Origin of the sequence: Nocardia puris (assembly GCF_036051655.1) — a bacterium.
GTDB lineage: Bacteria > Actinomycetota > Actinomycetes > Mycobacteriales > Mycobacteriaceae > Nocardia > Nocardia puris.
The window spans coordinates 4,127,922-4,150,524 of sequence record NZ_CP107943.1 but is presented as its reverse complement, the minus strand read 5'-3'; the positions used below and the strand labels follow the sequence as shown (position 1 = coordinate 4,150,524).

The 22,603-nt window shown below is 70.6% G+C and carries 17 protein-coding genes; 10 read left to right on the top strand and 7 right to left on the bottom strand.

What is annotated here, in order from left to right; genetic code table 11:
- Positions 1-2 precede the first annotated feature (2 nt).
- A complete protein-coding gene (locus tag OHB21_RS19045; RefSeq protein ID WP_195125701.1) occupies positions 3-626 on the bottom strand; it encodes a TetR/AcrR family transcriptional regulator in 624 nt (207 codons plus the stop codon).
- 192 nt (positions 627-818) lie between these two features.
- On the opposite strand from OHB21_RS19045, the gene OHB21_RS19040 reads away from it, so the two are divergent.
- Positions 819-1,439 (top strand): hypothetical protein, encoded by a 621-nt coding sequence (locus OHB21_RS19040; protein ID WP_084538190.1) that lies wholly within the window; start codon positions 819-821, stop codon positions 1,437-1,439.
- A gap of 137 nt (positions 1,440-1,576) precedes the next feature.
- Here OHB21_RS19040 and OHB21_RS19035 read toward each other — a convergent pair whose 3' ends face one another.
- Positions 1,577-2,044, bottom strand: coding sequence for a MarR family winged helix-turn-helix transcriptional regulator (locus tag OHB21_RS19035; protein WP_232331921.1), 468 nt, complete (start codon positions 2,042-2,044; stop codon positions 1,577-1,579).
- 68 nt (positions 2,045-2,112) lie between these two features.
- Between OHB21_RS19035 and OHB21_RS19030 the strand changes: the two genes are divergently transcribed.
- Positions 2,113-3,090 carry a pirin family protein gene (locus OHB21_RS19030; RefSeq protein WP_195125700.1) on the top strand — a complete coding sequence of 326 codons (978 nt, stop codon included), beginning with the start codon at positions 2,113-2,115 and terminating at the stop codon, positions 3,088-3,090.
- A gap of 137 nt (positions 3,091-3,227) precedes the next feature.
- On the top strand, positions 3,228-3,518 hold the full coding sequence (locus OHB21_RS19025; protein ID WP_067514108.1) for an excalibur calcium-binding domain-containing protein: 291 nt from the start codon (positions 3,228-3,230) through the stop codon (positions 3,516-3,518).
- A gap of 68 nt (positions 3,519-3,586) precedes the next feature.
- Here OHB21_RS19025 and OHB21_RS19020 read toward each other — a convergent pair whose 3' ends face one another.
- Positions 3,587-3,808 (bottom strand): DUF3618 domain-containing protein, encoded by a 222-nt coding sequence (locus tag OHB21_RS19020; protein WP_067514109.1) that lies wholly within the window; start codon positions 3,806-3,808, stop codon positions 3,587-3,589.
- 138 nt (positions 3,809-3,946) lie between these two features.
- Here OHB21_RS19020 and bcp point away from each other — a divergent pair, with 138 nt between their 5' ends.
- From bcp to OHB21_RS19005, 3 genes are all read left to right on the top strand, one after another.
- Entirely contained in the window at positions 3,947-4,417 is a 471-nt protein-coding gene (gene bcp / locus OHB21_RS19015; RefSeq protein ID WP_067514120.1) for a thioredoxin-dependent thiol peroxidase, read from the top strand.
- A 74-nt stretch (positions 4,418-4,491) separates the two neighbouring features.
- Positions 4,492-5,187, top strand: a complete 696-nt coding sequence (locus tag OHB21_RS19010; RefSeq protein WP_067514110.1) for a helix-turn-helix domain-containing protein — start codon at positions 4,492-4,494, stop codon at positions 5,185-5,187.
- Positions 5,177-5,971, top strand: a complete 795-nt coding sequence (locus tag OHB21_RS19005) for a hypothetical protein (protein ID WP_067514111.1) — start codon at positions 5,177-5,179, stop codon at positions 5,969-5,971. Before OHB21_RS19010 ends, OHB21_RS19005 begins: the two co-directional genes overlap by 11 nt.
- A 56-nt stretch (positions 5,972-6,027) precedes the next feature.
- Here the strand turns inward: OHB21_RS19005 and OHB21_RS19000 are convergent, their stop codons facing one another.
- Positions 6,028-6,756 carry a TetR/AcrR family transcriptional regulator gene (locus OHB21_RS19000; protein WP_067514112.1) on the bottom strand — a complete coding sequence of 243 codons (729 nt, stop codon included), beginning with the start codon at positions 6,754-6,756 and terminating at the stop codon, positions 6,028-6,030.
- Between the two features lie 121 nt (positions 6,757-6,877).
- On the opposite strand from OHB21_RS19000, the gene OHB21_RS18995 reads away from it, so the two are divergent.
- Both OHB21_RS18995 and OHB21_RS18990 read left to right on the top strand, forming a co-directional pair.
- On the top strand, positions 6,878-7,825 hold the full coding sequence (locus OHB21_RS18995; RefSeq protein ID WP_195125699.1) for an ABC transporter ATP-binding protein: 948 nt from the start codon (positions 6,878-6,880) through the stop codon (positions 7,823-7,825).
- A 20-nt stretch (positions 7,826-7,845) separates the two neighbouring features.
- Positions 7,846-8,634 carry an ABC transporter permease gene (locus OHB21_RS18990; protein WP_067514114.1) on the top strand — a complete coding sequence of 263 codons (789 nt, stop codon included), beginning with the start codon at positions 7,846-7,848 and terminating at the stop codon, positions 8,632-8,634.
- Positions 8,635-8,838: 204 nt separating this feature from the next.
- On the opposite strand, the gene OHB21_RS18985 is transcribed toward OHB21_RS18990, so the two are convergent.
- Positions 8,839-10,095: a hypothetical protein gene (locus tag OHB21_RS18985; protein WP_195125697.1), complete on the bottom strand. Its 1,257-nt coding sequence runs from the start codon at positions 10,093-10,095 to the stop codon at positions 8,839-8,841.
- 306 nt (positions 10,096-10,401) lie between these two features.
- Here OHB21_RS18985 and OHB21_RS18980 point away from each other — a divergent pair, with 306 nt between their 5' ends.
- Positions 10,402-11,025, top strand: coding sequence for a TetR family transcriptional regulator (locus OHB21_RS18980; protein ID WP_407675251.1), 624 nt, complete (start codon positions 10,402-10,404; stop codon positions 11,023-11,025).
- A gap of 6 nt (positions 11,026-11,031) precedes the next feature.
- Here the strand turns inward: OHB21_RS18980 and acpS are convergent, their stop codons facing one another.
- Positions 11,032-11,463 (bottom strand): holo-ACP synthase AcpS, encoded by a 432-nt coding sequence (gene acpS / locus OHB21_RS18975; protein WP_067514116.1) that lies wholly within the window; start codon positions 11,461-11,463, stop codon positions 11,032-11,034.
- Positions 11,464-11,590: 127 nt separating this feature from the next.
- The gene (locus OHB21_RS18970; protein ID WP_407674976.1) at positions 11,591-20,923 is read right to left on the bottom strand and encodes a fatty acid synthase subunit beta domain-containing protein; all 9,333 of its coding nucleotides are present in this window, start codon (positions 20,921-20,923) and stop codon (positions 11,591-11,593) included.
- Between the two features lie 849 nt (positions 20,924-21,772).
- Here OHB21_RS18970 and OHB21_RS18965 point away from each other — a divergent pair.
- Entirely contained in the window at positions 21,773-22,072 is a 300-nt protein-coding gene (locus OHB21_RS18965) for a hypothetical protein (RefSeq protein WP_067508511.1), read from the top strand.
- The last annotated feature ends 531 nt before the right edge of the window (positions 22,073-22,603 follow it).

The following is a 22,603-nucleotide window of genomic DNA, read 5'->3' as shown; positions in this document are numbered from 1 at the left end:
GCTCAGTCCCGATGACCGTGCAGCGTGAGGGTGTCCTCGATGCAGCGGGTGAGGAAGGCGTCGTCGATGGGTCTCCCGCCGACCAGAACGCGGAAATACAGTGGTGCGGCAAGGGTTTCCAGGACCGCCCGCGGTTCGGTGTCCGGTGGGAGTTCACCGCGCTCGATCGCCCTGGTGACCACCGGCGAGCTGAGCTCGAACCGGTCGCTCCAGAACCGGCGCCGGGCCGCGTCGACCTCGGGATCGGCCGAGAGCGCGATCGTGGTCCCCACCAGTCGGCCGATCCCCGGCTGTTCGATCAGGTGCGACACCTGTTCGGCGAGCACCCGCAGATCCGTGCGCAGCGCGCCGGTGTCGGGCAGTGGGTTCGCCGCGGCGGCCAGTTCGGCGAGCGCCGCGGCGATCAGCGCCGTACGGGTGCCCCAGCGGCGGTAGATCGTGGTCTCGGCGACCCCGGCCCGGGCGGCGATGTCGCTGACGGTCAATCCCTCGATGCCGTGTTCGATGACCTGGTCCAGGGTCGCGGTCAGCACCGTCCGGCGCACCCGCGCCGAACGGCCCCCGGTCCGCTTGCGCGGGACCGGGGCCGAGGGGATCTGGTCGTCGGCTTCGCGGCCCTGCTCCATGGTCCAAGTTCTACTCGACCGGTACGCGCGTGCCCACTCCGCGGGCCGGGACGCGCGGCCACGCGTGCTCTCAGCGCAGGCAGGCGAGATCCAGTTGCCGAATTCGCACGCCAGATGCCGGACTCATGTACAGCGCGGCGGCCACCTCGTCGGCGAGGGTCGCGAAGGCATCGATGCTCGGCGATATAGAGCTTGGGCAGCGCCGCGGGGCACGCGACTTCGAGCTGGCTGCAGAACCCGTCGGCGGGCTCGTCACGGAATTGGTGGATACTCGAGCGCGAACTGGCGGTGTCGGAACGGATCACCCGGATCGCGGTCGCGACGAGCCGGGGCCGAGTCAAGTACTCGGTCACCCATCTGCGAGCGCCGGGCCTGTCAGCCGAACGATTCGCCGCCTGGTTCGAGAATCTCGTCGTTGTCGACGACGAGAGCGCGATGAACGCCGCGTGCCCGGATCACTACCTGCTACGGGGTTTGCCCGACGGACGCCAGGAGGTGGTCGAGACCACCGGCGGCTCCCCCGCGGCGACCCGCTTCCTCGTCGACTATCGGCTCACCGACGACATCACCGCCCCGGTCGACCCGGCCTATCCGGTCCAGATCGCGGGCACGGCTCTGCTGGACGACGGACTGGTCATCGGCGGAGTCCGGCACCAGTTCCGCGACCGCGACGGCGCGCTGGAGGCACTGCTGAGCGTGCAGTTCCCCGCCGCGGTGCCCGCCAGGAACATCCACCAGCACCAGTGGCACCTGGCGTGCGAGTTCAGCAACTGGCTGACCGCGTCGGCGCCGTTCGCTGCGATCGCGCGATGACCCTCACTAGCGAACGCACCGCTGGGGCCTGCGCGCCATATAGGAGGCCGCCGTGAAGTACGTGGCGGCCGCCGAACGAGCTGTCATCGACGAGATCCCGCGAATCCGCGAACAGGCGGCGCGGAGACCATCGCGGATCACACGTCCGCCAGGTCCGTCGTCTCCTCGACGGTCGCGCTCACCCGATCCGACAACGACCGCAACGCCGCCCCTTCGGCGTCGGAGAGCTGATCGATGAACAGCCGGCGCACCAGCTCCACATGGTTGGGCGCCGCGCGCTCCAGTGCTGCACGACCCGCCGGGGTGAGTTCGACGACAATCCCGCGGGCGTCCTCTTCCGAGGGTTTGCGATCGACCAAGCCGCGCGCGGCCATGCGGGCCAGGTGTTTGGAGAGGCGGCTCTTCTCCCAGCACACCTCGGCGGCCAGATCCTTGGCGCGCAGGCGCCCCTCCGGCGCGGCTGAGAGCGAGACCAGCAGTTCGTAGTCGGCCGCCGAGAGGCCGTCGCGGGCGAGCCCGGCGGCGAGGGCCGCGTCCATGCGCTGGCGCAGCCGGATATAAGCCTGCCAGGTCCGCTGCTCGTCGTCGTTCAACCATCGCACCACGGGAATGATCCTAGTACGCATATGGTTGACATGGACACCAACTGAGGGAACCGCAACAGGAGGACCCCATGCCCGCCATCGCCGTCGACAACATCCTGGTCCTGCCGCGCCTGCCTCGCCCGGACGAGACCCTGCGCCGGCGACCCGTCAAGCAGGTCGTCACCGCGCACAAGCAGCGCGAGGGTGCGGGCTTCGAGGTGACCCGTCCGTTCCCGAGTGTGGACCTGCGCACCGCCGACCCGTTCATCCTGCTCGACCAGATGGGCCCGGTCACCTACGAGCCGTACGAGGCCAAGGGCGCGCCGTGGCATCCGCACCGAGGCTTCGAAACCGTCACCTACATGCTCGACGGCACGATGGTGCACCACGACTCCAATGGTGGCGGCGGCACCATCGGCGAGGGTGACACCCAGTGGATGACCGCGGGCTCGGGCATCCTGCACGACGAGGTGCCGCCGGAGGAGCTGGTCGTCACGGGCGGGCTGTTCCACGGCATCCAGCTGTGGGTGAACCTGCCGCGCGCCATGAAGTTCGCGGCGCCGCGCTACCAGGATCTGCGCGGCTCGGAACTCACGCTCGTCTCCTCGCACGACGGCGGCGCGCTGGTGCGGCTGATCGCCGGCGAAGTGGGCGGATTCGAGGGTCCGGGATCGACGCACACGCCCATCGCCTACGCGCACGCGTCGGTGAGCCCGGGTGGACAACTGGAAACGCCGTGGCCGCAACACTTCTCGGCGATGGTGTACGTGCTGTCGGGCAGCGGCACGGTGGGCGAGGACCGCAGGCCGGTCGCCGAAGGTCAACTAGCGGTTTTCGGCCCCGGTGACGCGATCACGGTCGCGGCCGACGATCGCCAGCACAATCAGACCGGCGATCTGGAGATCCTGCTACTGGGCGGGCAACCGCTGCGCGAACCCGTCATCCAGTACGGGCCTTTCGTGATGAACACCCGCGAAGAGATCATCCAGGCCATCGAGGACTTCCAGTCCGGCCGCATGGGCAACATCCCCGCCGAGCACCTGACGGGCAAGCGCCTCGGCACATAACCGCTCCGTGCTGCCATCCCCTATTCGCGCCGATTAGGGGATGGCTCGGTTGACAACGGCGCGGCCCGTCGCGACAGTGGGTGCGGCGCCGCTCGTCGGGCGCCGAACAACCGACCGCAGCACAAACAGAGGAATACATGAACGTTCGCCGGCTCACCGTCAGCGTCGCCGCGGTGGGACTCACTGTCCTCGCGGCCCCGGCCGCCCTGGCCAACACCGGTTCCGCGGGAACCGGCTCTTCCGCCATCGACACCGGCTCGGCCGCCACCGGGTCGGCGGGCCTGTCGCAGACCGGCTCCGCGGGCGGTGCGTTCCGCAACTGCGACGAGGCCCGCGCGGCCGGTCGCGCCCCGATCTTCCGCGGGGAGCCGGGCTACGGCCCGCACCTGGACCCCGACGGCGACGGATTCGCCTGCCCGACGGTCTGATTCACCGCCGACAGACGAGAACCCCCGGCGCGGCTCGCACCGCACCGGGGGTTCTGTCGTTGATCGGGTCAGCGGAACAGCTTGACGAGCACCAGGCCCACCACCAGCGCACCCGCGCCGATCAGGCTGTACTTCACCTTGGGCTCGTTCAGCTTGGCGACCACCAGGCTCTTGGTGTCGTTCGCGATCCGCTGCGGATCGGCGCGCACGGCGATCTCGTCGAGGGTGGTCGCGAGCCGGGCTCGGGCCTCCTCGATCTCCCGCTCGATCCGCTCGGTATCCCTGGCCACGTCTGTCCTCCTGTCGATGGGCGTGCCGCCGGGCGCGGACCGGCCGCGGTGTTCGCACCGGCCGAGGTCCGCCTGTCAGCGGGGCTCGCGCTCGAGTGTATCGGTCCGGCGTCGGACCGGTCCGATACCGTGCACAGGGTGACCAACCAACGACTCTCCCCCGGCGACACCGCCCCCGCGTTCACGCTGCCCGACGCCGACGGCAAGGAGGTCTCGCTCGCCGACTACCGCGGCCGCAAGGTGATCGTCTACTTCTACCCCGCCGCGTCCACACCCGGTTGCACCAAGCAGGCCTGCGACTTCCGCGACAACCTCGCCGAACTGAACGAGGCCGGCCTCGAGGTCCTGGGCATCTCTCCCGACAAGCCCGCCAAACTCGCCAAGTTCCGCGACGCGGAGGGCCTCACCTTCCCGCTGCTGTCGGATCCGGACAAGGCGGTGCTCACGGCCTGGGGCGCCTTCGGCGAGAAGACGATGTACGGCAAGACCGTCACCGGCGTCATCCGCTCCACCTTCCTGGTCGACGAGCAGGGCCGCATCGAAGTCGCCCAGTACAACGTCCGCGCAACGGGCCACGTCGCCAAACTCCGCCGCGACCTGTCGGTGTAGTAGCAAAGAGGGTCACAGATAGGATCTGATCATTATCTATTTACACATATGGTCTCTTGGGAGACTATATGTGTATGAGCGAGATGACGACCTCGCAGGCGGCCGAGCTGCTGGGTGTCACGCCACGGCAGGTTGCCCGCATGGCATCCTCCGGTCGGATCGACGTGGCAAGACGCGTCGGACGAACCTTGCTGGTCGATGCCGGCTCGGTACATCGACTCGTCAGGCAGCGCCGACATCCCGGGCGGATATGGACTCAGCGCACGGCATGGAGTGCGCTGAGCCTGCTGTCCGGATCCGATCCCGTATGGGCGTCTTCTGCCGAGCGGACCCGGCTCATTCACCGGCTCCGGAGAATGGCCCCGGAGGAGCTCACTCACCTGAGCGCCAACCGAGCTGTCGTCCATCGCTTCCGAGGTGACTCGGAAGCCACGCACGACCTGCCGAACTACATCGCGGTGACCGGATCGTCAGCAACACGGCACCCCCTCTGGCAGCGCTTCGAGCTGACCTCCGAGCCGACAGGAGTTGATGGGTACGTCCCGGCATCCGAGCTGGAACCGCTGGTCGACCACTTCCACCTGGTCCCCGACCCAGCAGGTGAGATAGCGCTCCGCACAACAACTTTCGAGAGCGCATTCCTCGGCGGCCACACTCCGTGGGCGGCCGTCGCTGTCGATCTGACCGAATCGCTGGACACCCGCGAGAGTCGGGCGGGACACAACGAACTCACCGAGTTGCTCGAGAGGATGCGTCAGCATGACCGATAGCACCGCCCGCGCGCGCTGGCGTATTCCGGCACCGGCGGGCGGCTGGGGTCCACCATGGCCGCAGGTGACCGAGCTCGTCTCCGTATTTCCCGGCGACCTGTGGACATTGGTCGGCGGCCTGATGATCCAAATCCACGCCGTACACGCCAACCTGCCGATCCACAGGGCGACCATCGATATCGACATGGTGTTGCATATCGAAACCGGTGCAACAACGTTCGGCCAGGCACGGTACGCACTGGAATCAGTCGGCTATGAGCTTCGCCTCCCGGACACCCGGAAGGCGCCCGTGCACCGATTCCTGCGGGGACACCAGCAAGTCGATGTCATGATCGCTGATCACCTGGCGCCGAGCCGTCGCCCGACCGTGGCCGGCCACGAGGTATTTCGCATCCCGGCCGGCACGTCAGCTCTCCGCAAGACCGTGAACTGCGACATCGAAGTATCCGACGGCCAGACCATCACCGTGAGTGTGCCCAACGTTTTGGGCGCGCTGGTTCTCAAAGGTGCTGCCTACCTCGAGGATCCACGCGACCGAGACCGCCATCTCGACGATGCGGCCTTGCTGGCATGCGCGATCGCCAACCCACGCGCGTACGCCCGCGAGATGTCGGGAAGCGATTCCCGACGGGTCCAATCCCTCGTCACGCAGTTGCGCGATCCATTGCACAGATCATGGTTGGCCGTTCCGCCCGAACTTCGCGAACGGGCTCGAGATGCCCTGATCGCTACGGTTCGAGCCCCGCACGGGCAACCGCCCGTGCGACGACTCGGCGAGAGGTGAGTGTTGAGCGATGCAGCGCCCAGTACAACGAACTCCGCCGCGACCTGTCGGTGTAGTCAGCGTCCATAAGAGCTGAGGAACGCCTCGTAGCCGTCGAGTAGGCGGTCCAGGCCGAAGACGAAATCGGCTTCCGCCCAGTCGATGTCCTTGTTGTCGAAGGCGCGCTCGGCGAACGCGGCCAGCAGCGCGGGGAATCGCTGCGGGTCGAGCAAGTGACGCATCGGCTCGTCGAAGTCGATTTCGGCGTCGAGGTCGGCGGCGATGTCGCGCGCCATGCGCCGCCTGCCGATCACGTACAGCGACAGGTTCATGACCAGCTGTAGTTTCACCGATTCCGGCACCGGCACGCCGGACAGCGTGCCGAGCCCGGCCTCGAGCCACGCCATGTTGTTGGGCCCGAGCGGCGGCGTGCCGAGCGGGATGTCCAGCGCCCACTGGTGGCGGCCCAGCACCTCGTATTCGGTGCGCCCCCACAGCGAAAGCCCTTCCCGCCAGGACAGTTCCGGCCCGATCTCGGGGGGCAACCCCACCACGCGGTCGAGCACCATCTCCGCCAGCGTGCTCTTGCTGTCCACGTACCGGTACAGCGACATCGCGGTGAAGCCGAGTTCGCGCGCGACGCGGTTCATCGACATCGCCGCGTAGCCCTCCGCCGCGCCGACGGCGATGGCCGCGTCGAGGATCTGGTCCAGCGTGAGCCCGCGTCTGGGCCCGCGACCGCCCTCGCGCTCCAGCCCCCACATCAACGCCACCGACTTGGGCAGCACCTCTTCGCCCGGCGTCATCGCCTCGACCTCCTTCGCACACTCCGACTCTATCCGGGCCCCGGCGGGCTTCCCTTGCGCCACAAAACTATTTACTCTATAAACTGAGTTTATCTCATAAACAGTTTTGAACGGAGATCGCATGTCCCCCCACCCCGCCCTCACCGTGCGCGGCCTGGCCAAGTCGTTCGGCGCGCACACGGTGCTCACCAACGTCGACCTGGACGTCGCCGCGGGCACCGTGTACTCCCTGCTCGGCCCCAACGGAGCGGGCAAGACCACGCTCGTGCGCATCCTCACCACCCTGAGCAAGCCCGACCGCGGCGAGGTGCGCCTGCTCGGCCACGACCCGCTGCGCGAACCCGACATCGTTCGCCGCCTGATCGGCGTCACCGGCCAGTACGCGGCCGTCGACAACGTGCTCACCGGCGCCGAGAACCTGCGGCTCACCGGCAAGTTGCTGCACCTCGGCACGGCCGAGACCCGAAGCCGCAGTGCGGATCTGCTCGCGCGCTTCGACCTCGTCGAAGCCGCCGACCGGCCCGTGTCCACCTACTCCGGCGGTATGCGGCGGCGGATCGACCTGGCGATGAGCCTGATGGGCCGCCCGCGCATGGTGTTCCTCGACGAGCCCACCACCGGCCTGGACCCGCGCAGCCGCCGCGATCTGTGGACGGCCATCCGGGAACTCACCGCCGACGGCGCCACCGTCATCCTCACCACGCAGTACCTGGAGGAGGCCGACCAGCTCGCCGACCGCATCGCGGTGCTCGACGGCGGCCGCATCGTGGCCGACGGCACGGCCGAGGAATTGAAGCGGCTGGTCCCCGGCGGGCACATCAAGCTGCGGTTCGCCGACCACGCCACCCTCGCCGCGGCCGCCCGCGCCGTCGCGAACGCCCAGGCCGACCCCGCCGAACTCACCCTCACCGTGCCGTCGGGCGGCGCGGCCGTCGAGATGAAACTCCTGCTCGACCGGCTCGCCGACGCGGACGTCACCATCGAGCAGCTCACCGTCCACACCCCCGACCTCGACGATGTGTTCTTCGCCCTCACCGGGCACCCCACCGCGGCCGGCAAAGCCGCGTGACGAGAAAGCGACCCCTCACCATGACCGCACCGACCCTCGCCGTCCGCGCCCTGCGCACCGCGCAGGATTCCGGCACCATGTTCGACCGCAGCCTGCGCCACACCCTGCGCAGCCCCGACACCATGATCGTGACGTTCGCGCTGCCGATCGTGATCCTGCTGATGTTCGTCTACGTCTTCGGCGGCGCGATGGACGTGGGACCCGGCCCCTACATCGACTACGTCGTGCCCGGCATCATCCTGCTGTGCGCGGCGTTCGGCGCCGCCACCACCGCCGTCTCACTGTCCACCGACCTGGCCGAGGGCATCATCGACCGCTTCCGCACCATGGCCATCGCGCGGTCGGCCGTGCTCGCCGGGCACGTCGCGGAAAGCCTGCTGCGCAACCTGATCACCACGGCGCTGGTGATCGCCACGGCCGTCGCGCTCGGCTTCCGCCCCACCGGCGATCCGCTGCGCTGGCTCGCCGCGTTCGCGGTGATCGGGATGTTCGTGGTCGCGATGTCGTGGCTGGCGGCCGCGTTCGGCCTGCTGGCGCGCAATCCCGAAGCGGCGAACGGGATCACGTTCGTGTTCATGTTCCTGCCCTACGTCAGCAGCGCGTTCGTGCCGACGGAGACCATGCCGACGGCGCTGCACGCGTTCGCCGAGAACCAGCCGGTCACCCCGATCATCGAGACGCTGCGCGGCCTGCTGATGGGCACCCCCATCGGCAACAGCGCGTGGCTGGCGGTGCTGTGGTGCGCGGGCCTCGGGCTCGTCGGCTACCTCGCGGCCGGCGCGCTGTTCCGCCGCCGCACCGCCAACTGACGGTCGGGCCGCACGGCCGTCGCGAATGCTCCCAAACCGTCGGGAAACCCGGGCTCCGGCGTCACCACGGTCGCCCCTGACCGCCGATCCCGTGCCGGCCCGGGTCACGTGACATCACGCTCCCACCGGCCGCACCACGCGAAATGCCCGGCATCGCCGTGATGCCGGGCATTTCGAGACTCCTGTCCTTCCGAGACGAGAGCGTCAGCGCACGACCTGGTCGGTCCCCCAGCGCAGCATCAGGCGGAAGTGGTTGTCCCACCACCGCTGTGCCTCCGGGGTGAACGCGGGCGGCAGCGGCTCGTCGCCGCGGAACGCCGGGTCGCTGTGACCGGACGACGGAATCCCGGTGCCGGGCACCGGAACCGAGTCGGCCTCGCCCGCGACCTCCGTGGGCGCGACGGCGTCCTCCAGCGCGAGGGGCCTGCTCCCCCACTGTTGCACCGCCCAGGCCGCGTCGCCCGGAACGCTCTGCGCCGCCTGTGGTTTCACCACGGGGGCCGGACCCTGCGCGGGGTGACGTTCGTCGGGCACGAGGCCTTCGGGGAGCTCACCGGGCCGCACCGTCGACCCGGTGCTCAGACCCGCCGACGAGCCGCTGTCGGACACCACGCGCGAGTCGGCGGTGGTGCGCGCATCCACCACCGTGGGCGCCGAACCGTCGAACAGCGACCAGGCGCCGCCCACCGCACCGGCCGCCACCACGCCCGCCACCGCGAACAGCGCGCCCGCCCGGCGTCCGCCGCGCCGCGCGCGGGCCTCGGGCATCGGCACGACCGCGCCCGGGACGTCGTCCATGGCGAACAGCGCCGCCCCGAGTGCCGACGCCGTGGTCGCGATCGGACACGGCAGCACGGGCGCGCCGAACCGCTCGACCGCCGCGCGCACGGCGGGAGTGTCGGCCGACGAGCCGATCAGCACCACCGCGTCGGGCCGCACCGCCGCCGCCTCGATCTGATCCAGCGCCGCGGTGACGGCCGCGCCGAGCGATTCCGGGGTGGCGCCACCGGTCTGCGCCACCGCCGTGAGCACCCGGCTGCGGGCGCGGTCGACCAGGGTGAACGCCTGGTGGCCCGGCACCACCTCGCACAGCAGCAGGTTGTCGAATTCGTCGAGCCAGGTCATCGCGCCGGACGCGCTCAGGTGCGCCGACTTCGCCGACAGCAGCGAGGCGGTGTGCCACGGCGTCGCCGCGAGCGCCGTGACGACGGCGCGGCGTTCGGCCGCGTCGCGATACGCCACGGCCGCCCCGGCTATCTCACCGTCCACCTCGCCGGCGACATGGTCCATCGCTGCATGCACCGCCGCGGCCACGTCGGCTTTGCCGTCGCCGCCGGTTTCCTCGACCCGGTGCGCGAGCACCCGGTCGGATATCTTCCCGTCGCCGTCACCGAGCGCCACCGCGTGCACGGCGCCGCGTTCGGTGGAAACGCCGAGAGTTATCACAGATCGAGCTACCACAGATTCGCCTTCCCCAGTGACCACACCGAACGGATCGCCCTCGCGTGCGTGGAGGGCGCAACCCCTTGACAAGCGGGTGAATCGAGCGCGCGATGCACGCACGCTCGGTTGGTGTTCGGAGCCGTCACGGCGGTGGATGGGTGGTGAAATGTGACAGAGTCGGACACGCAGACTCGCATGCGCGTGTTGCCCACGTGCCGGTACCGCTAGCCTGGGTCTGTGGAAGTGGACACGGAGACCAGGGCGAAGCCGGTGAAGCGACACCTGGACCCCGCGTTGGAGTTGCAGGACGACCCGCAGGAGTTGATGCCGCGCAAGCGGCCGACCCAGGAGCGCAGCAAGCGGAAATTCGACGCGCTGCTGCAGGCTTCCCGCGAATTGCTGGTCGAGGTGGGCTTCGAATCGTTCACCTGTGAGGAGGTCGCGGCCCGCGCCGAGGTGCCGATCGGCACGCTCTACCAGTTCTTCGCCAACAAGTACGTGATCGTCTGCGAGTTGAATCGCCAAGACCTGGTCGCGGTTTCGCAGGAGCTGGCCGACTTCCACGGCGAGATCCCCTCGCTGGACTGGTTGCGGCACATGAACCAGTTCGTCGACCACCTGGCCAGCCTGTGGATGACCGACCCGTCGCGGCGCGAGGTGTGGCTGGCCATGCAGTCCACGCCGTCCACCCGCGCGACCGGCGCCCTGCACGAGAAGCAGTTCGCCGAAGTCGTCTCGCAGATGCTGCGCCCGCTCACCCCGCGCACGCACCGGGCGCGGCGCACCATGATGGCCGAGGTGCTGGTGCACGTCGTGTACTCGATGCTGAATTTCTCGGTGCAGGACGAACAGTCGCACGCCGAGGCCGTGTCCGAACTCAAGCGCCTGATGGTCGCCTATCTGCTGGTGGCGGAGAAGGAATCCCGCTCCGCCAGCCAGAAGAAGTAGCGGCGCTCAGCCGACGCGACCCTCGATGAGGTCGGCGAGTTCGCCGGGATCCTCGAGCACGACCATCGCGGCGGCGGTGTCGCCGTCGTGGGTCAGCGAGAGATGCACCCGCGCGCGCGGCAGGAATTCGGCGGCCAGCCCGTGCAATTTGATGCTCGGCCTGCCCCACGCGTCGTTGACGACTTCGATCAGCGGGTATGGGTTGTCGCCGATCTGCGGGCGGCGCGCGAACCGCGACGACGCCCAGGCCTTGAGCACCGCCTCCTTCGCCGCCCAGCGCGCGGCGTAGCTGCGCGCCGGATCGGTGCCCTTGCTCTGGCAGTAGCGCCGCTCGCCCGCGGTGAAACTCTCCCTGAGCATGGTGGTGCCCGATCGTTCGAGCTGTTCGGCGAACTCGGAGATGGTCACCAAGTCCAGGCCGATCCCCAAGATGGTCACTGCGCTCCTCGACCCTCGGTGGAGTGCGGCCGCGGCGCGGCCGCACTCCGTGTCACCCGGCCCGGCGGGTTCGCCGGGCCGCGCCGCCGGACGTACAGCGGCCTGGAGTGCAGGGTAACGGCCGGAGTTACTGCGCCGCAGTGCCTTCGCCGTCGAGTTGCCCGACGATCACCGCGCTCGCCCCGCAGCCGAACCCGTCGGTGCGGTACGCGCCGTCCGCGCCCAGCCGCGCCCGCGGCGAGAGCAGCACGTCGGCCTCGAGCTGACGCACCTGGTCGGACGGGGTGCCGTCGGCGCCCAAGCGCCGGTCGGCCGGCCGCTCGTACAGGGGGGCGCCGCCGCACATGGCCTCGGCGATGCGCTGGCGCCCGGCCAGCTGACGCCGCTGCGCCGCCTCCCGGTACTCGTCGCGCCGCCCCGGCTCGATGGCCTGGAGGAACGCCTCCGGATGCACCACCGCGAGCAGACCCGACACGTGCCCGAAGCCGAGCGAGGTCACCAGGCCCGCCTTGAGCGGGAACCGGTCGCCGAACCGCAGCGGCTGCCGCGGCCACACCAGGTGCGGGTAGGCGCGCATCTTCTCGTCCACGCAGTCCAGGCTCCGGTTCGGCGGCACCACACCGTTTTCCAGCACCTGGCACAGGCCGATCAGCTGGAACGCGGCGGCACCGCCCTTGGCGTGGCCGGTGAGGCTCTTCTGCGAGACCACGAACAGCGGCGCGCCCTCGGAGCGTCCGACCGCGGCGGCCAGCCGCTCGTGCAGCTCCGACTCGTTGGGATCGTTGGCGGCGGTGGAGGTGTCGTGCTTGGACACCACCGCGATCTCGTCGGGGCGCACACCGAGCTTGCGCAGTTCGGCGGCGAAACGGCTTTCGCGTCCGCCGCGGCCCGCGCCCAGCGCGCCGAGGCCGGGCGCCGGGATGGAGGTGTGCACGCCGTCGGCGAAGGACTGCGCGTAGGCCACCACGCCCAGCACCGGCAGGCCCATCTCCAGCGCCACGTCACCGCGGGCCAGCAGCACGGTGCCGCCGCCCTGCGATTCCACGAACCCGCCGCGGCGGCGGTCGTTGGCGCGCGAGAAGTAGCGGTCGCTGATGCCCTTGGCGCGCATGGCCGCCGAGTCGGCGGTGGCCGACATGTCACCGAAGCCGACGATGCCCTCGATGCCCAGATCGTCGTAGCCGCCGGCCACGACCAGTTCGGCCTTGCCGAGCTTGATCTTGTCGACGCCCTCCTCGACCGACACCGCCGCCGTGGCGCAGGCCGCCACCGGGTGCACCATCGCGCCGTAGCTGCCCACGTAGGACTGCACCACGTGCGCCAGCGCCACGTTGGGCAGCGCCTCCTGGAGGATGTCGTTCGGGCGCGGCTCGCCGAGCAGGTTGTCGATGTAGAGCGAGCGCATCGAGGACATGCCGCCCATGCCGGTGCCCTGGGTGTTGGCCACCAGGCTCGGGTGCACCCAGCTCATCAGCTCGGCGGGGCTGAACCCGGAGCTCACGAACGCGTCCACCGTGCAGGCGATGTTCCACAGCGCCACCCGGTCCACCGACGAGGCCATATCGGCGGAGATGCCCCACACCGTGGGATCCCAGCCGGTGGGGATCTGGCCGCCCACCACGCGCGACAGCTTGGCCTTGCGCGGCACCCGGATCTCGGTGCCCGCCTTGCGGGTGACCGACCAGTCGCCGGAACCCTCGACGGGGGTGATCACCGTGTGCTCGGGATCGGCGGCGTGGAAGGCGCGGGCCTCGGCCTCGCCGCCGACGGTGAAGGTCAGATCCTTGTCCAGGAACACCGAGGTCATCAGCGGCGCGGTGTTGTCGACCATGGCGGCGTCGTCCTCGTAGCGGCGCACACCGCAGCGGGCGACCACGACGTCGTGGTAGCGCTCGGCGAGCTCCGATTCCGGGACGTACTCGCCGGATTCGGCGTCGTACCAGCCGGGCTTGGGCTCGTTCTCCCAGACCACCAGGCCGGTGGTCCACGCCAGTTCCAATACGCCCGCCGCGGACAGTTCGTCGGAGACCTCCATCTCGAAGCGGGTGCGCGAGGAGCCGTACGGGCCGAGTTCGGCCGCGCCGACGATGACCACCATGTCGGCGAGATCGGCGGCGACCTCGCCCCATTCGGGCACCGGCAGCGCCGAGCTCACGGTGGGCGGCGCGGGCAGCGCCGGAATGGTCACGGCCGCATCGGTGTCGGCTTCGTCCGCGGCGGCGGCCTGCTCGGCGGCCTGCTTGGCCAGCGCGGGCAGGTCCAGCTTGGCGCGGGCCAGTCCGCCGGTGAGGTCGATCTGCTGCGGGCCGGTCGCGGTGACCTGCCGGGCCCGCGAGGTGCACCACTTGAGCAGTTCGTCGGCCATCTCGGCGGTCGACCAGGTCTGCACGCCGGCCGCTTCCACGGCCTCCACCATCGGATCGTTGTGGCCCATCAGCCCGGTGCCGCGCACCCAGCCGATCAGCGCGTGCACCAGCGTGACCCGCGCCGCCCACGACTTCTCGGCGCGCCACTTGGCCACCACCGCGTCCAGCGCGGCCTTGGACTCGCCGTAGGCGCCGTCGCCGCCGAACATGCCGCGGTTGGGCGAACCCGGCAGCACCACATGCAGTTTCGCGTCCACGTCGTGGTCGGCGCCGAGCTTGGAAAGCCCGCCGATGAGGCGTTCCACCGACCACAGCAGCACGCGCATCTCCATCTCGGCGCGCGCGCCCGCGTCGGCCAGATCGCCCGCCACGCGGGGCGCGGCGAAGGGCAGCAGCAGCGTCGGGGTGAGGGCGTCTTTGACCTTCACCTTCGCACCGCCCGTGGTCTCCACCTGTTCGGTGCCGACCCAGTCGATCAGGGCGTCCACGTCCTGGTAGGAGGCCATGTTCGCGGGCACCACCCACAGCTTCGCGCCGTCGCGGGCATTGTCGCGGTAGAGCTGCTTGTAGAAGGCCAGGCGCTCGTCGCCGAGGCTCGAGGTGGTGACCACGACGGTCGCGCCACCGGCGAGCAGCTTCGCGGTGGCCGCCGCGGCGATGGAACCCTTGCTCGCGCCGGTGATCACCGCGACGTCGTCGGACCACAGGCCCGCGTCCTCGGTGTTCAGCGCGGCCTCGGCGATGCGGGCGTAGCGGCCGGCCAGCACCGAGCGGGCCTCGTGCTTGGCCTTCTCCCGCCACCAGTTGGCCTGCGCGGCAACGGCTTCGCCCGCGCCCAGGTAGCTCTCGACCGAGGCGTCGGCGGAGTCGGCGTCGTCGAGCAGCCACAGCCGGGCCAGGTCCTCGCGGGCGGTGGCCCAGCGGTCGTCGATCAGCACGGCCTTGCGGGCGTCGAAGGCGGGCGCGACCAGACGCGGCCAGTCCGAACCCAATTCGGCCGAGACCAGATCCACCAGCGAATCCGTGGTGGCCTCCGGCGCGGACGCCTGCTCGGCCAGGCCGAGCTGTTCGAGGATGACGCGCGCGGCCGAGGCCAGCACGCCGTCGCGGCCGGTGATCTGCTCGGTGAACTCGCCGAGCGCGGCTGCGTCCACGGTGGCGCCACCACCGCCGCCCGCGCTGGGCAGCGAGACCGCGACGCCGCGCCGCGCCGCGACGGCCTGCACGGCCGCGTCGATCGCCGCGTCCACCGAGGCCGCGTCGCCCAGCGCGCCGGGCACCAGTCCGCCGAGATCGCCGCCGCGCACGCTGGCGCCCTCGCGGGTGCCGAGCGAGACCTCGGCGGTGACGTGGCTGGCCCAGCCGTCGCCCAGTTCCCACACCTTCTTGACGCGTTCGGCGACGGCGGCCGGGCGCTTGCCCGACGGACCGAACACCTTGCGCAGGTGGTCGTTGATGGCATCGGAGAGCACCGAGCCGAACGGCTTGTAGGTGCGCGCCAGCCGGTCGACGGTGGCCGCGAGCGCGCCCATATCGGCGTCGGCGGCGCCGTCGATCGCGCCGAGCGAGAGCTCGGAGCCGAGGTCGACCAGCAGCTGGTTGCGGCGCGAGGAGACGCCGTCGCACAGGCCCTCGATGGTGTCCACCGGGCCGATCTGGTCCAGCCGCAGCTTGGTCCACAGCGCGATGAGCACGCGGGTGGCGTCGGCGGCGGTGAACGCGATGTCGTCGGGGCGCGGTCCGCCCGCGCTCGCCGCGGGGGCGGGCGCGGCGGCGGCCACCGGGGCGGCGGCCTGCGCGGCCGGCTCGGCGACGGTCTCCTCCGGCTCGTCCACGTGGGCGGGATCGGTGTCGGTGGAGTACACGATCGCGGCTTCGCGCTCGACGTTGAGCACCTCGACGGTCGCGGTGCCGAACGCGGGCAGCTTGAGCGTCTGGCTCGCCAGGTTCGCCACGGTCGGCGTGGCGCCGAGACCGATCTCCACGAACCGCTCGACCCCGAGGCCGCCGTGCGCGGTGTCGGTGAACAGCAGGTCCTGGGTCTCGATCCAGCGCACCGGGCTGGCGAACTGCCAGGCCAGCAGTTCGATCAGCACCACGCGGCACAGCTCGGTCGGGCGCGCGGCCCACGACTCGAAGTCGGCGAGCACCGCGGCCAGCGGCTCCGAGGGCACCAGATCGGCGATCTCGGCGATGAACGCGCGCTCCAGCGAGAACGGGCGCGGTACCAGGTTCGGGATGTAGCGGCCGACAAGGACTTCCGGGTGCAGATCCTCGGGCAGCAGCTGCTCGAGCTTGTGCCGGAACTCGGGCACGCCCTTGCGCAGCACCGTCGAGTGGAACGGCACGTCGATGCCGGGCACCAGGATGAACGCCCGCTTGCCGCCGAATTCGGCACGGCGGCGGTCGATCTCGGTCTCCAGCGCCTCCAGGCCCGCGACCGTGCCCGCGATGGCGTACTGCGAGCCGCGCAGGTTCAGGTTCACGACCTCGAGGAATTCACCGGTGCGCTCGGAGATGCCGGAGACGAAGTCGATCACCTCGTCGTCGGGCAGGCCGATCTGCGAGGGGCGGATGGCGGCCATCCGGTAGTCGCTGCGGCCCTTGGCATCCCGGGGCACCAGCTCGTGCATGGCCGAGCCGCGCTGGAACACCACCTCGAGCACCGCCTCCAGCGGCAGCACCCCGGCCACGGCGGCGAGCGCGTTGTACTCGCCCACCGAGTGCCCGGCCAGCATCGCGCCCTCCACGAAGGCGCCCGCCTCGCGCAGCTCCGCGACCTGCGCCACGCCGAGGGTCGCCATCGCGACCTGGGTGAACTGCGTCAGGTGCAGCACGCCGTCGGGGTGGCGGTGCTCGACGCCACGCGCCTTGAGGTAGGTCGGGTTGTCGCGCACCACGGCCAGGATGGAGAAGCCCAGCGCCTCGCGGGTGTGCTTGTCGGCGCGGTCCCAGATCTCCTTGGCGGCCTTGGACCGGGTGCGGGCGTCCAGGCCCATCCCCTTGCGCTGGATGCCCTGGCCCGGGAACGCGTAGACGGTGCGGGGGGCGGCGGTGCGGCCGGTCGCGGTCATCACCAGGTCGCCGCCGGTGCGGCAGGAGACCTCCACGATCTCGGCGCCCGCGTCCACGGCGACCCGCTCGACGCGCACGTCGATCTCCGCGCCGGGGCGGACCATGCCGAGGAAGCGGGTGGTCCACGCGGTGAGAGTCCGTGCGGGAACGGAGCTTTCGGCGTCCACGGCCGACACCGCGTGCTGCGCGGCGGCCGAGAGCCACATGCCGTGCACGATGGGGCTGCCCAGCCCGGCCAGCTTGGCGGCGTTGTCGCTGGTGTGGATCGGGTTGTGGTCGCCGGAGACCGTGGCGAACGCGTCCATGGCGCGCGGCGCGACGATCGTGACGTCGCGGCGACGGCGGCGCGGGGTGTCGGTGGCCGACTCCGCGGTGCCCGCGGCGCGCGGCGGATCGGTGAGTTCGCCCGCGCCGTTGCGGCCCCGGATCGCGAAACGCTCGGTGAGCTGAGCCAGCGGCACCACGTCCAGGCCCTGGTCGCGCATCTCGCCGACACTCACCCGCACCTCGACCACGCGGCCCAGATCGGTGTCGAGCACCGAGGCCGATTCCGCGCGCACCACGAGAATGCTGGTGGTGGTGGGCAATTCGCGCAGCAGCTCGATCCGGTGATCCAGGTGGACCAGGTCGAGCATGCCCTCGATCACCGACGCGGCGTCGGCCGTGCGGGTCGCGCCCAGCACGGCGAACACGGCGGGCCAGCACGCGCCGACCAGCACGTCGGGCACGGTGCGTCCCAAGGTGCTCAGGTTCGCGGGCAGGCCCGAGCCGGTGACGCCCGCGTGGTCGGCGATCAGGTCCGGGGTCCACGCCACGTTCACGTGCGCGGCGCCGCCCTTGACCTCGGGCAGCGACTGCCCGGCCGCGACGGCCAGCAGCGCCGACATGGCGGCCTCGGCGTCGTCCTCGGTGATGACGGGCGCGCCGCCGTTGTAGCTGGAGGCCGGCACGGTGATCCGCAGGCGCACCGCGTCGCGGCGCAGCAGCGGGACCGTCAATTCCACGTAGGCGTGGTCGGATTCGGGTCCGGTGGTGGGCGTCAGCGTGGCGCCGGTGGGGCGGTGCACCGCGCCCTGCTCGTCCACGGTCCACTCGCCCAGATCGCCGAGGCGGTGGATCGGGTTGAGCGTGGTGCGCCCGGCCCACTGCACGTCGGGGGCGGCGAGCACGACGTCGAGCACACCGGAGGTGACGCCCGCGCGACGGCGCCCGTCCACGGCGGCCGGGACGACGCCCGCGCGCACCAGCGAGTACGCGGTGTCCTGTTCGAAGCGGTCGAGCAGTTCGCCGACCGGCTCGTCCACGCGGGTGATGCCCGCGACGGACACGGTGCCCGGGATGACGCACACCTGGTCGGCCGAGTAGCGCGGATCGTGAGCCTGCCACAGCGAATCCGAGCGCCACCAGCGCCGCACGTCGGCGTCGACGACCGGCACGAAGTTGACCGGCTTGCCCGGCGTCTTACACAGCGATACGAAGAACGGCACGTCGGCCGGGTGCAGCAGGGTCCGCTCGGCGGACGGGTAGCGCTTGCGCAGCGTGCACAGCGCGTCGACGGGACGCTCGAACGCGTCGTCGTCGGCGAACAGCGTGGCGATCTCGCCGCGGTCGGCCGGGTTGAGCCGGGATTCGGTGCGGCGCACCATCTCCGCGAAACGGTCGCGCCAGCTGATGTCCAGCCACACCGAGCGGGTGGCGTCCAGGATGGCCTCGCCCAGATCGCTGCCGCAGTCGAAGTCCTTGCGGCGGTCCAGCCCGACGGCCAGTTCGACGTAGCGCTCCAGCCACTCCGCGTAGGTCATGGTGGCGACGTCGCCGAAGTACGGCTTGGCGGTGGCGTCGAGCGCCTCGATGATCTCCGCGCGGCGGGCGGCCACGGCGTCGGCGTCGCCCGCGACCTCGTCGAGCAGGCGGCCGGTGCGCGAGGCGGCGTTGTCGATCTCGTGGATGTCGGCGCCCAATTGGCTACGGCCCGAGGCCATTCCGCCCGAGGCGGTACCCGCGCCGACCCAGTCGGGGGTGCCGGGGGTGTCCACCAGCAGCTGCTTGACCTCGGGCGCGGTGGTGGCCTCGAGCGTCGCCATAGCGGCGGTGCCGACCAGCACGCCGTCCAGCGGCATGGCCGGATAGCCGTGCGCCGTCGACCAGGCGCCGGTCAGGTATTCGGTGGCTCGCTCGGGGGTGCCGATGCCGCCGCCGACGCACACCACCACGTTCTCGCGGTTGCGCAGTTCGGCGTAGGTCTCGAGCAGCAGGTCGTCCAGGTCTTCCCAGGAGTGGTGCCCGCCGGCCTTGCCGCCCTCGATGTGCACGATCACCGGGTAGTCGGGCACCTCGTCGGCGATGCGCAGCACCGCGCGGATCTGGGCGACGGTGCCCGGCTTGAACGCGACGTGCGGAATGCCCACCTCGGTGAGCTCGCCGATCAGCGCGACGGCTTCCTCCAGCTCGGGGATGCCCGCCGTGACGACCACGCCGTCGAACGGCGCGCCCGCGCTGCGCGCGCGCTGCACCAGGCGCTTGCCGCCCAGCTGCAACTTCCACAGGTAGGGGTCCAGGAACAGCGAGTTGAACTGCACCGCGCGGCCGGGGTGCAGCAGCGTCTTCAGCTCGTCCACGCGGTCGGCGAAGATCTGCTCGGTCACCTGGCCACCGCCGGCCAGCTCGGCCCAGTGGCCCGCGTTGGCGGCCGCCGCGACGATCTTCGCGTCGACGGTGGTGGGGGTCATGCCCGCGAGCAGAATCGGCGAACGGCCGGTGAGGCGGGTGAACGCGGTCTCCACCACGATGCGGCCGTTGGGCAGGCGCACGGGCCGGGGCGCGTGATCGGCCCAGGCGCGCGGCACTTCCGGTGCGGCGCCCGGCGTGAGCAGGCTGCGCTGGCCCGGCCGGGTCGCGGCCGCCACGATACCGACGCCGGTGCCCTTGAGCGAACCGCCGGTGAGGCGGGTCAGCAGATCGCCGGGGCCGAGGTCCAGGATCCACTCCGAACCGGCCGCGAGCGCGCCGTCGACGGCCGCCACCCAGTCCACCGGATCGACCAGGATGTCCTGCGCCAGCGCACCCGCCAGCTCCGCGTCGAGCCCGCACTGCCCGGCCCAGCCCGACACCATGTCCACGGTCTCGGCCAGCGCCGGGTGGTGGAACGCGACGTCCACCGCGAGGTCCTCGAACACCGGCGCGAACACCGCGCCGCCGCGCTGCTTGGCCTCGCGGGCGCGGGTCTGCTCCTCCTGGATGCCCGCGCAGTGCTGACGCACCCGCGCCAGCTGGGCGGGCGTGCCCGAGAGCACGGCGCGCCTGCGCCCGTTGCGGATGGAGACGACCGGCGCGGCGGCCGGGTCCACGCCGGCGGCGACTTCGGCGACGACCTCGGCCAGCACGGCCGGGTCCACGTTCGACACGGCGACCATCGGGGAGCGCTCCCCCACCGGCATCAGACCGCGCCTGCGCGCGACGAGACTGCCCGCGGCGCCGATCAGTTGGGCGATGGCGAGGAGTTCCGCGTCGCGCGTGCCGCTGTGCTTCAGCGATTCGGCGGCCAGGCGGCCCTGGGAGTGCGCGATCACGGCGACGGGCGCGTGCTCGCCCGGATCGAGTCCTTGCAGGCGCAGCGCGCGCAGCGCGGCCAGCTGGGTCAGCAGCACACCCGGCATCGACACCGCCGAGGCGCGCAAGATCTGCTCCGACGGCGCGGCCGAAGTCTCCCCCTGATCAGCGTCGGCGAGGTCGTCCTCGAGCATCCACGCGACGGGGTCGAACCCGACGGGACGCACGACGAGCAGTTGTGCCGCAACGGGTTCCAGCAGCGCGGCGGCCTCGTTCACCAGTGCGGTGAGCTCCGGCTCCAGCGCGCTGTCGCGGCCGATCTCCTCCAGCTCACCCAACCACCGCGCACCTTGCCCGCCGAAGGCCAGCGCATACGGAGTGCCGTTCAGCAAACGATCCAGCAGCGGGGCGCGGCCGGCCACCTTCGCGTTCGCGGCGGCTCCGGTTTCGGTGCTCTTGTTGATCGTCAAGACGCTTCGACTTCCTTCTCCTGGCGACATGCCCGTGCCGGCACGCCGCTGCGTCGGGGGTGCGCGGATGTTCCTCAACCTGTGGGCCTGATGGGCCGAGAATGACACAAAATCATGAGGAAATCCTCACGTTTGGTGGCTCGTACGCCGAGTCACACGCAAGTTTCCCGTACGCAGGTACCAGAATCCGAGAAAACATGACCCCTCCTCATGTTTGAACCCGCAGGTCCCTCTGGTTACCAACGCGTAGGAAACATGAGTGCCCCTCATATTGGGCGTTATGGGATCGTTATAATCGCTGGTGAGGTTACCGGTGAGTACTTCGTGGGCGGCCCCGGACCGCTCGCCACGTTCGACGAGAAGATCGCCGAGGTGAAGGCCGACCTGCGGACTTCCGCCGCGGCGCTCGCATTCGGCTCGCAAGAGTCCGTCGCCATCGTCGAGCTCTTTCCGAATCCGGGTAATCCCGCCCTCGCCGACGCGTTTCCGTACGTCGGAGTCGAGCCGACCCCGCACCGATCACCCAGTTCGACACCGCGAAGAACATCAGCGCCCGAGCCCGCTGGGCCGCCGGCAACGCCATCGGCGACGTACCATCCGCACCCACCTAATTCGGCGAACTGGCCCCATCGCCACCAACCGTGACGTCGGGGGCGACCGGCAGATGGTCATCTCCCGGCTCGGCGAAACCCGTAACACGTTCGGCCACCACGCGGCCCTCGCGGGATTGGTCCGCTGCGCCGCAAAGGCCCACCCGGAATTGCCGTGCACCTCCGGGCACAGGACCGTCAGGGATCAGGGGAAGGTCTCGACGCACACGAAAATGGTGGAGCCCGTACAGTTTCGCCTGTGTCCGTGAACATTCATCTATCGCTGTACATCGAGAAGCTCGCCTCCCCGGACGAAGCCGACGCCGTCGAGGTCGCGGTGCAGAAGGTGTTGAACGACCACGGGATCGACTCGTGGATGTGCATCGGCGTGTTCCACGACCCACCTTGGGTCAAGGCGTGCAGCGAGCACGGGCCGATCATCGTGCGGGGATTCGCGGAGTGGAGCAAGACCTTCGAGCGTGATGTCACCGCGGCCATTCTCGGCGTCGCGCCCGAGGCGAAGATCGATCTGGAGTGGGGCTACCCGGACGAACGTTGAACCGCGTGGCTCCGCGCGGGTCGCGGCATGGACGGATGTCCCGGCCCGCTGAGTGACTGTCCCGGGTGACCCACCGACTTCGCGAGACAGCGCCACCGCCGCCTTCTCTTCGGCACCGAAGGCGGTGCCCGGCTGCGCGGGAACACCACGGTCGGCGCCGAGGTCGACCTCACCGTCATCGGCGACGCCGAATTCGAAGTGCTCGGGCCGGGCGATGTCCGCGAACCGTGCCGGATGCGATCATCCGACGTCATCCGGGCGCCCGGCGCCACCGATGTCGAGGAGACGGAGGTCGCTGATCGAACTCCGCGCACCGGATCTGCCGTGGCGGTACGCACCCTCGCGCCGCACGACAAGCTGCGACCGTGGCTCGGACTCGTCGTCGGTGCGCCGACAGGTCTCGCTCCGCGGGGCCGTGCCGCGCAGCGGTGCGCGCGGTGCGAACGGCGGTTAGCGCGTCGGTGCCCCGAATCGCGGTCGGGTGCGGTGTGGAATCGCAGCGTCACTCGCTTGTTGCCGAGGTGTGCGGCG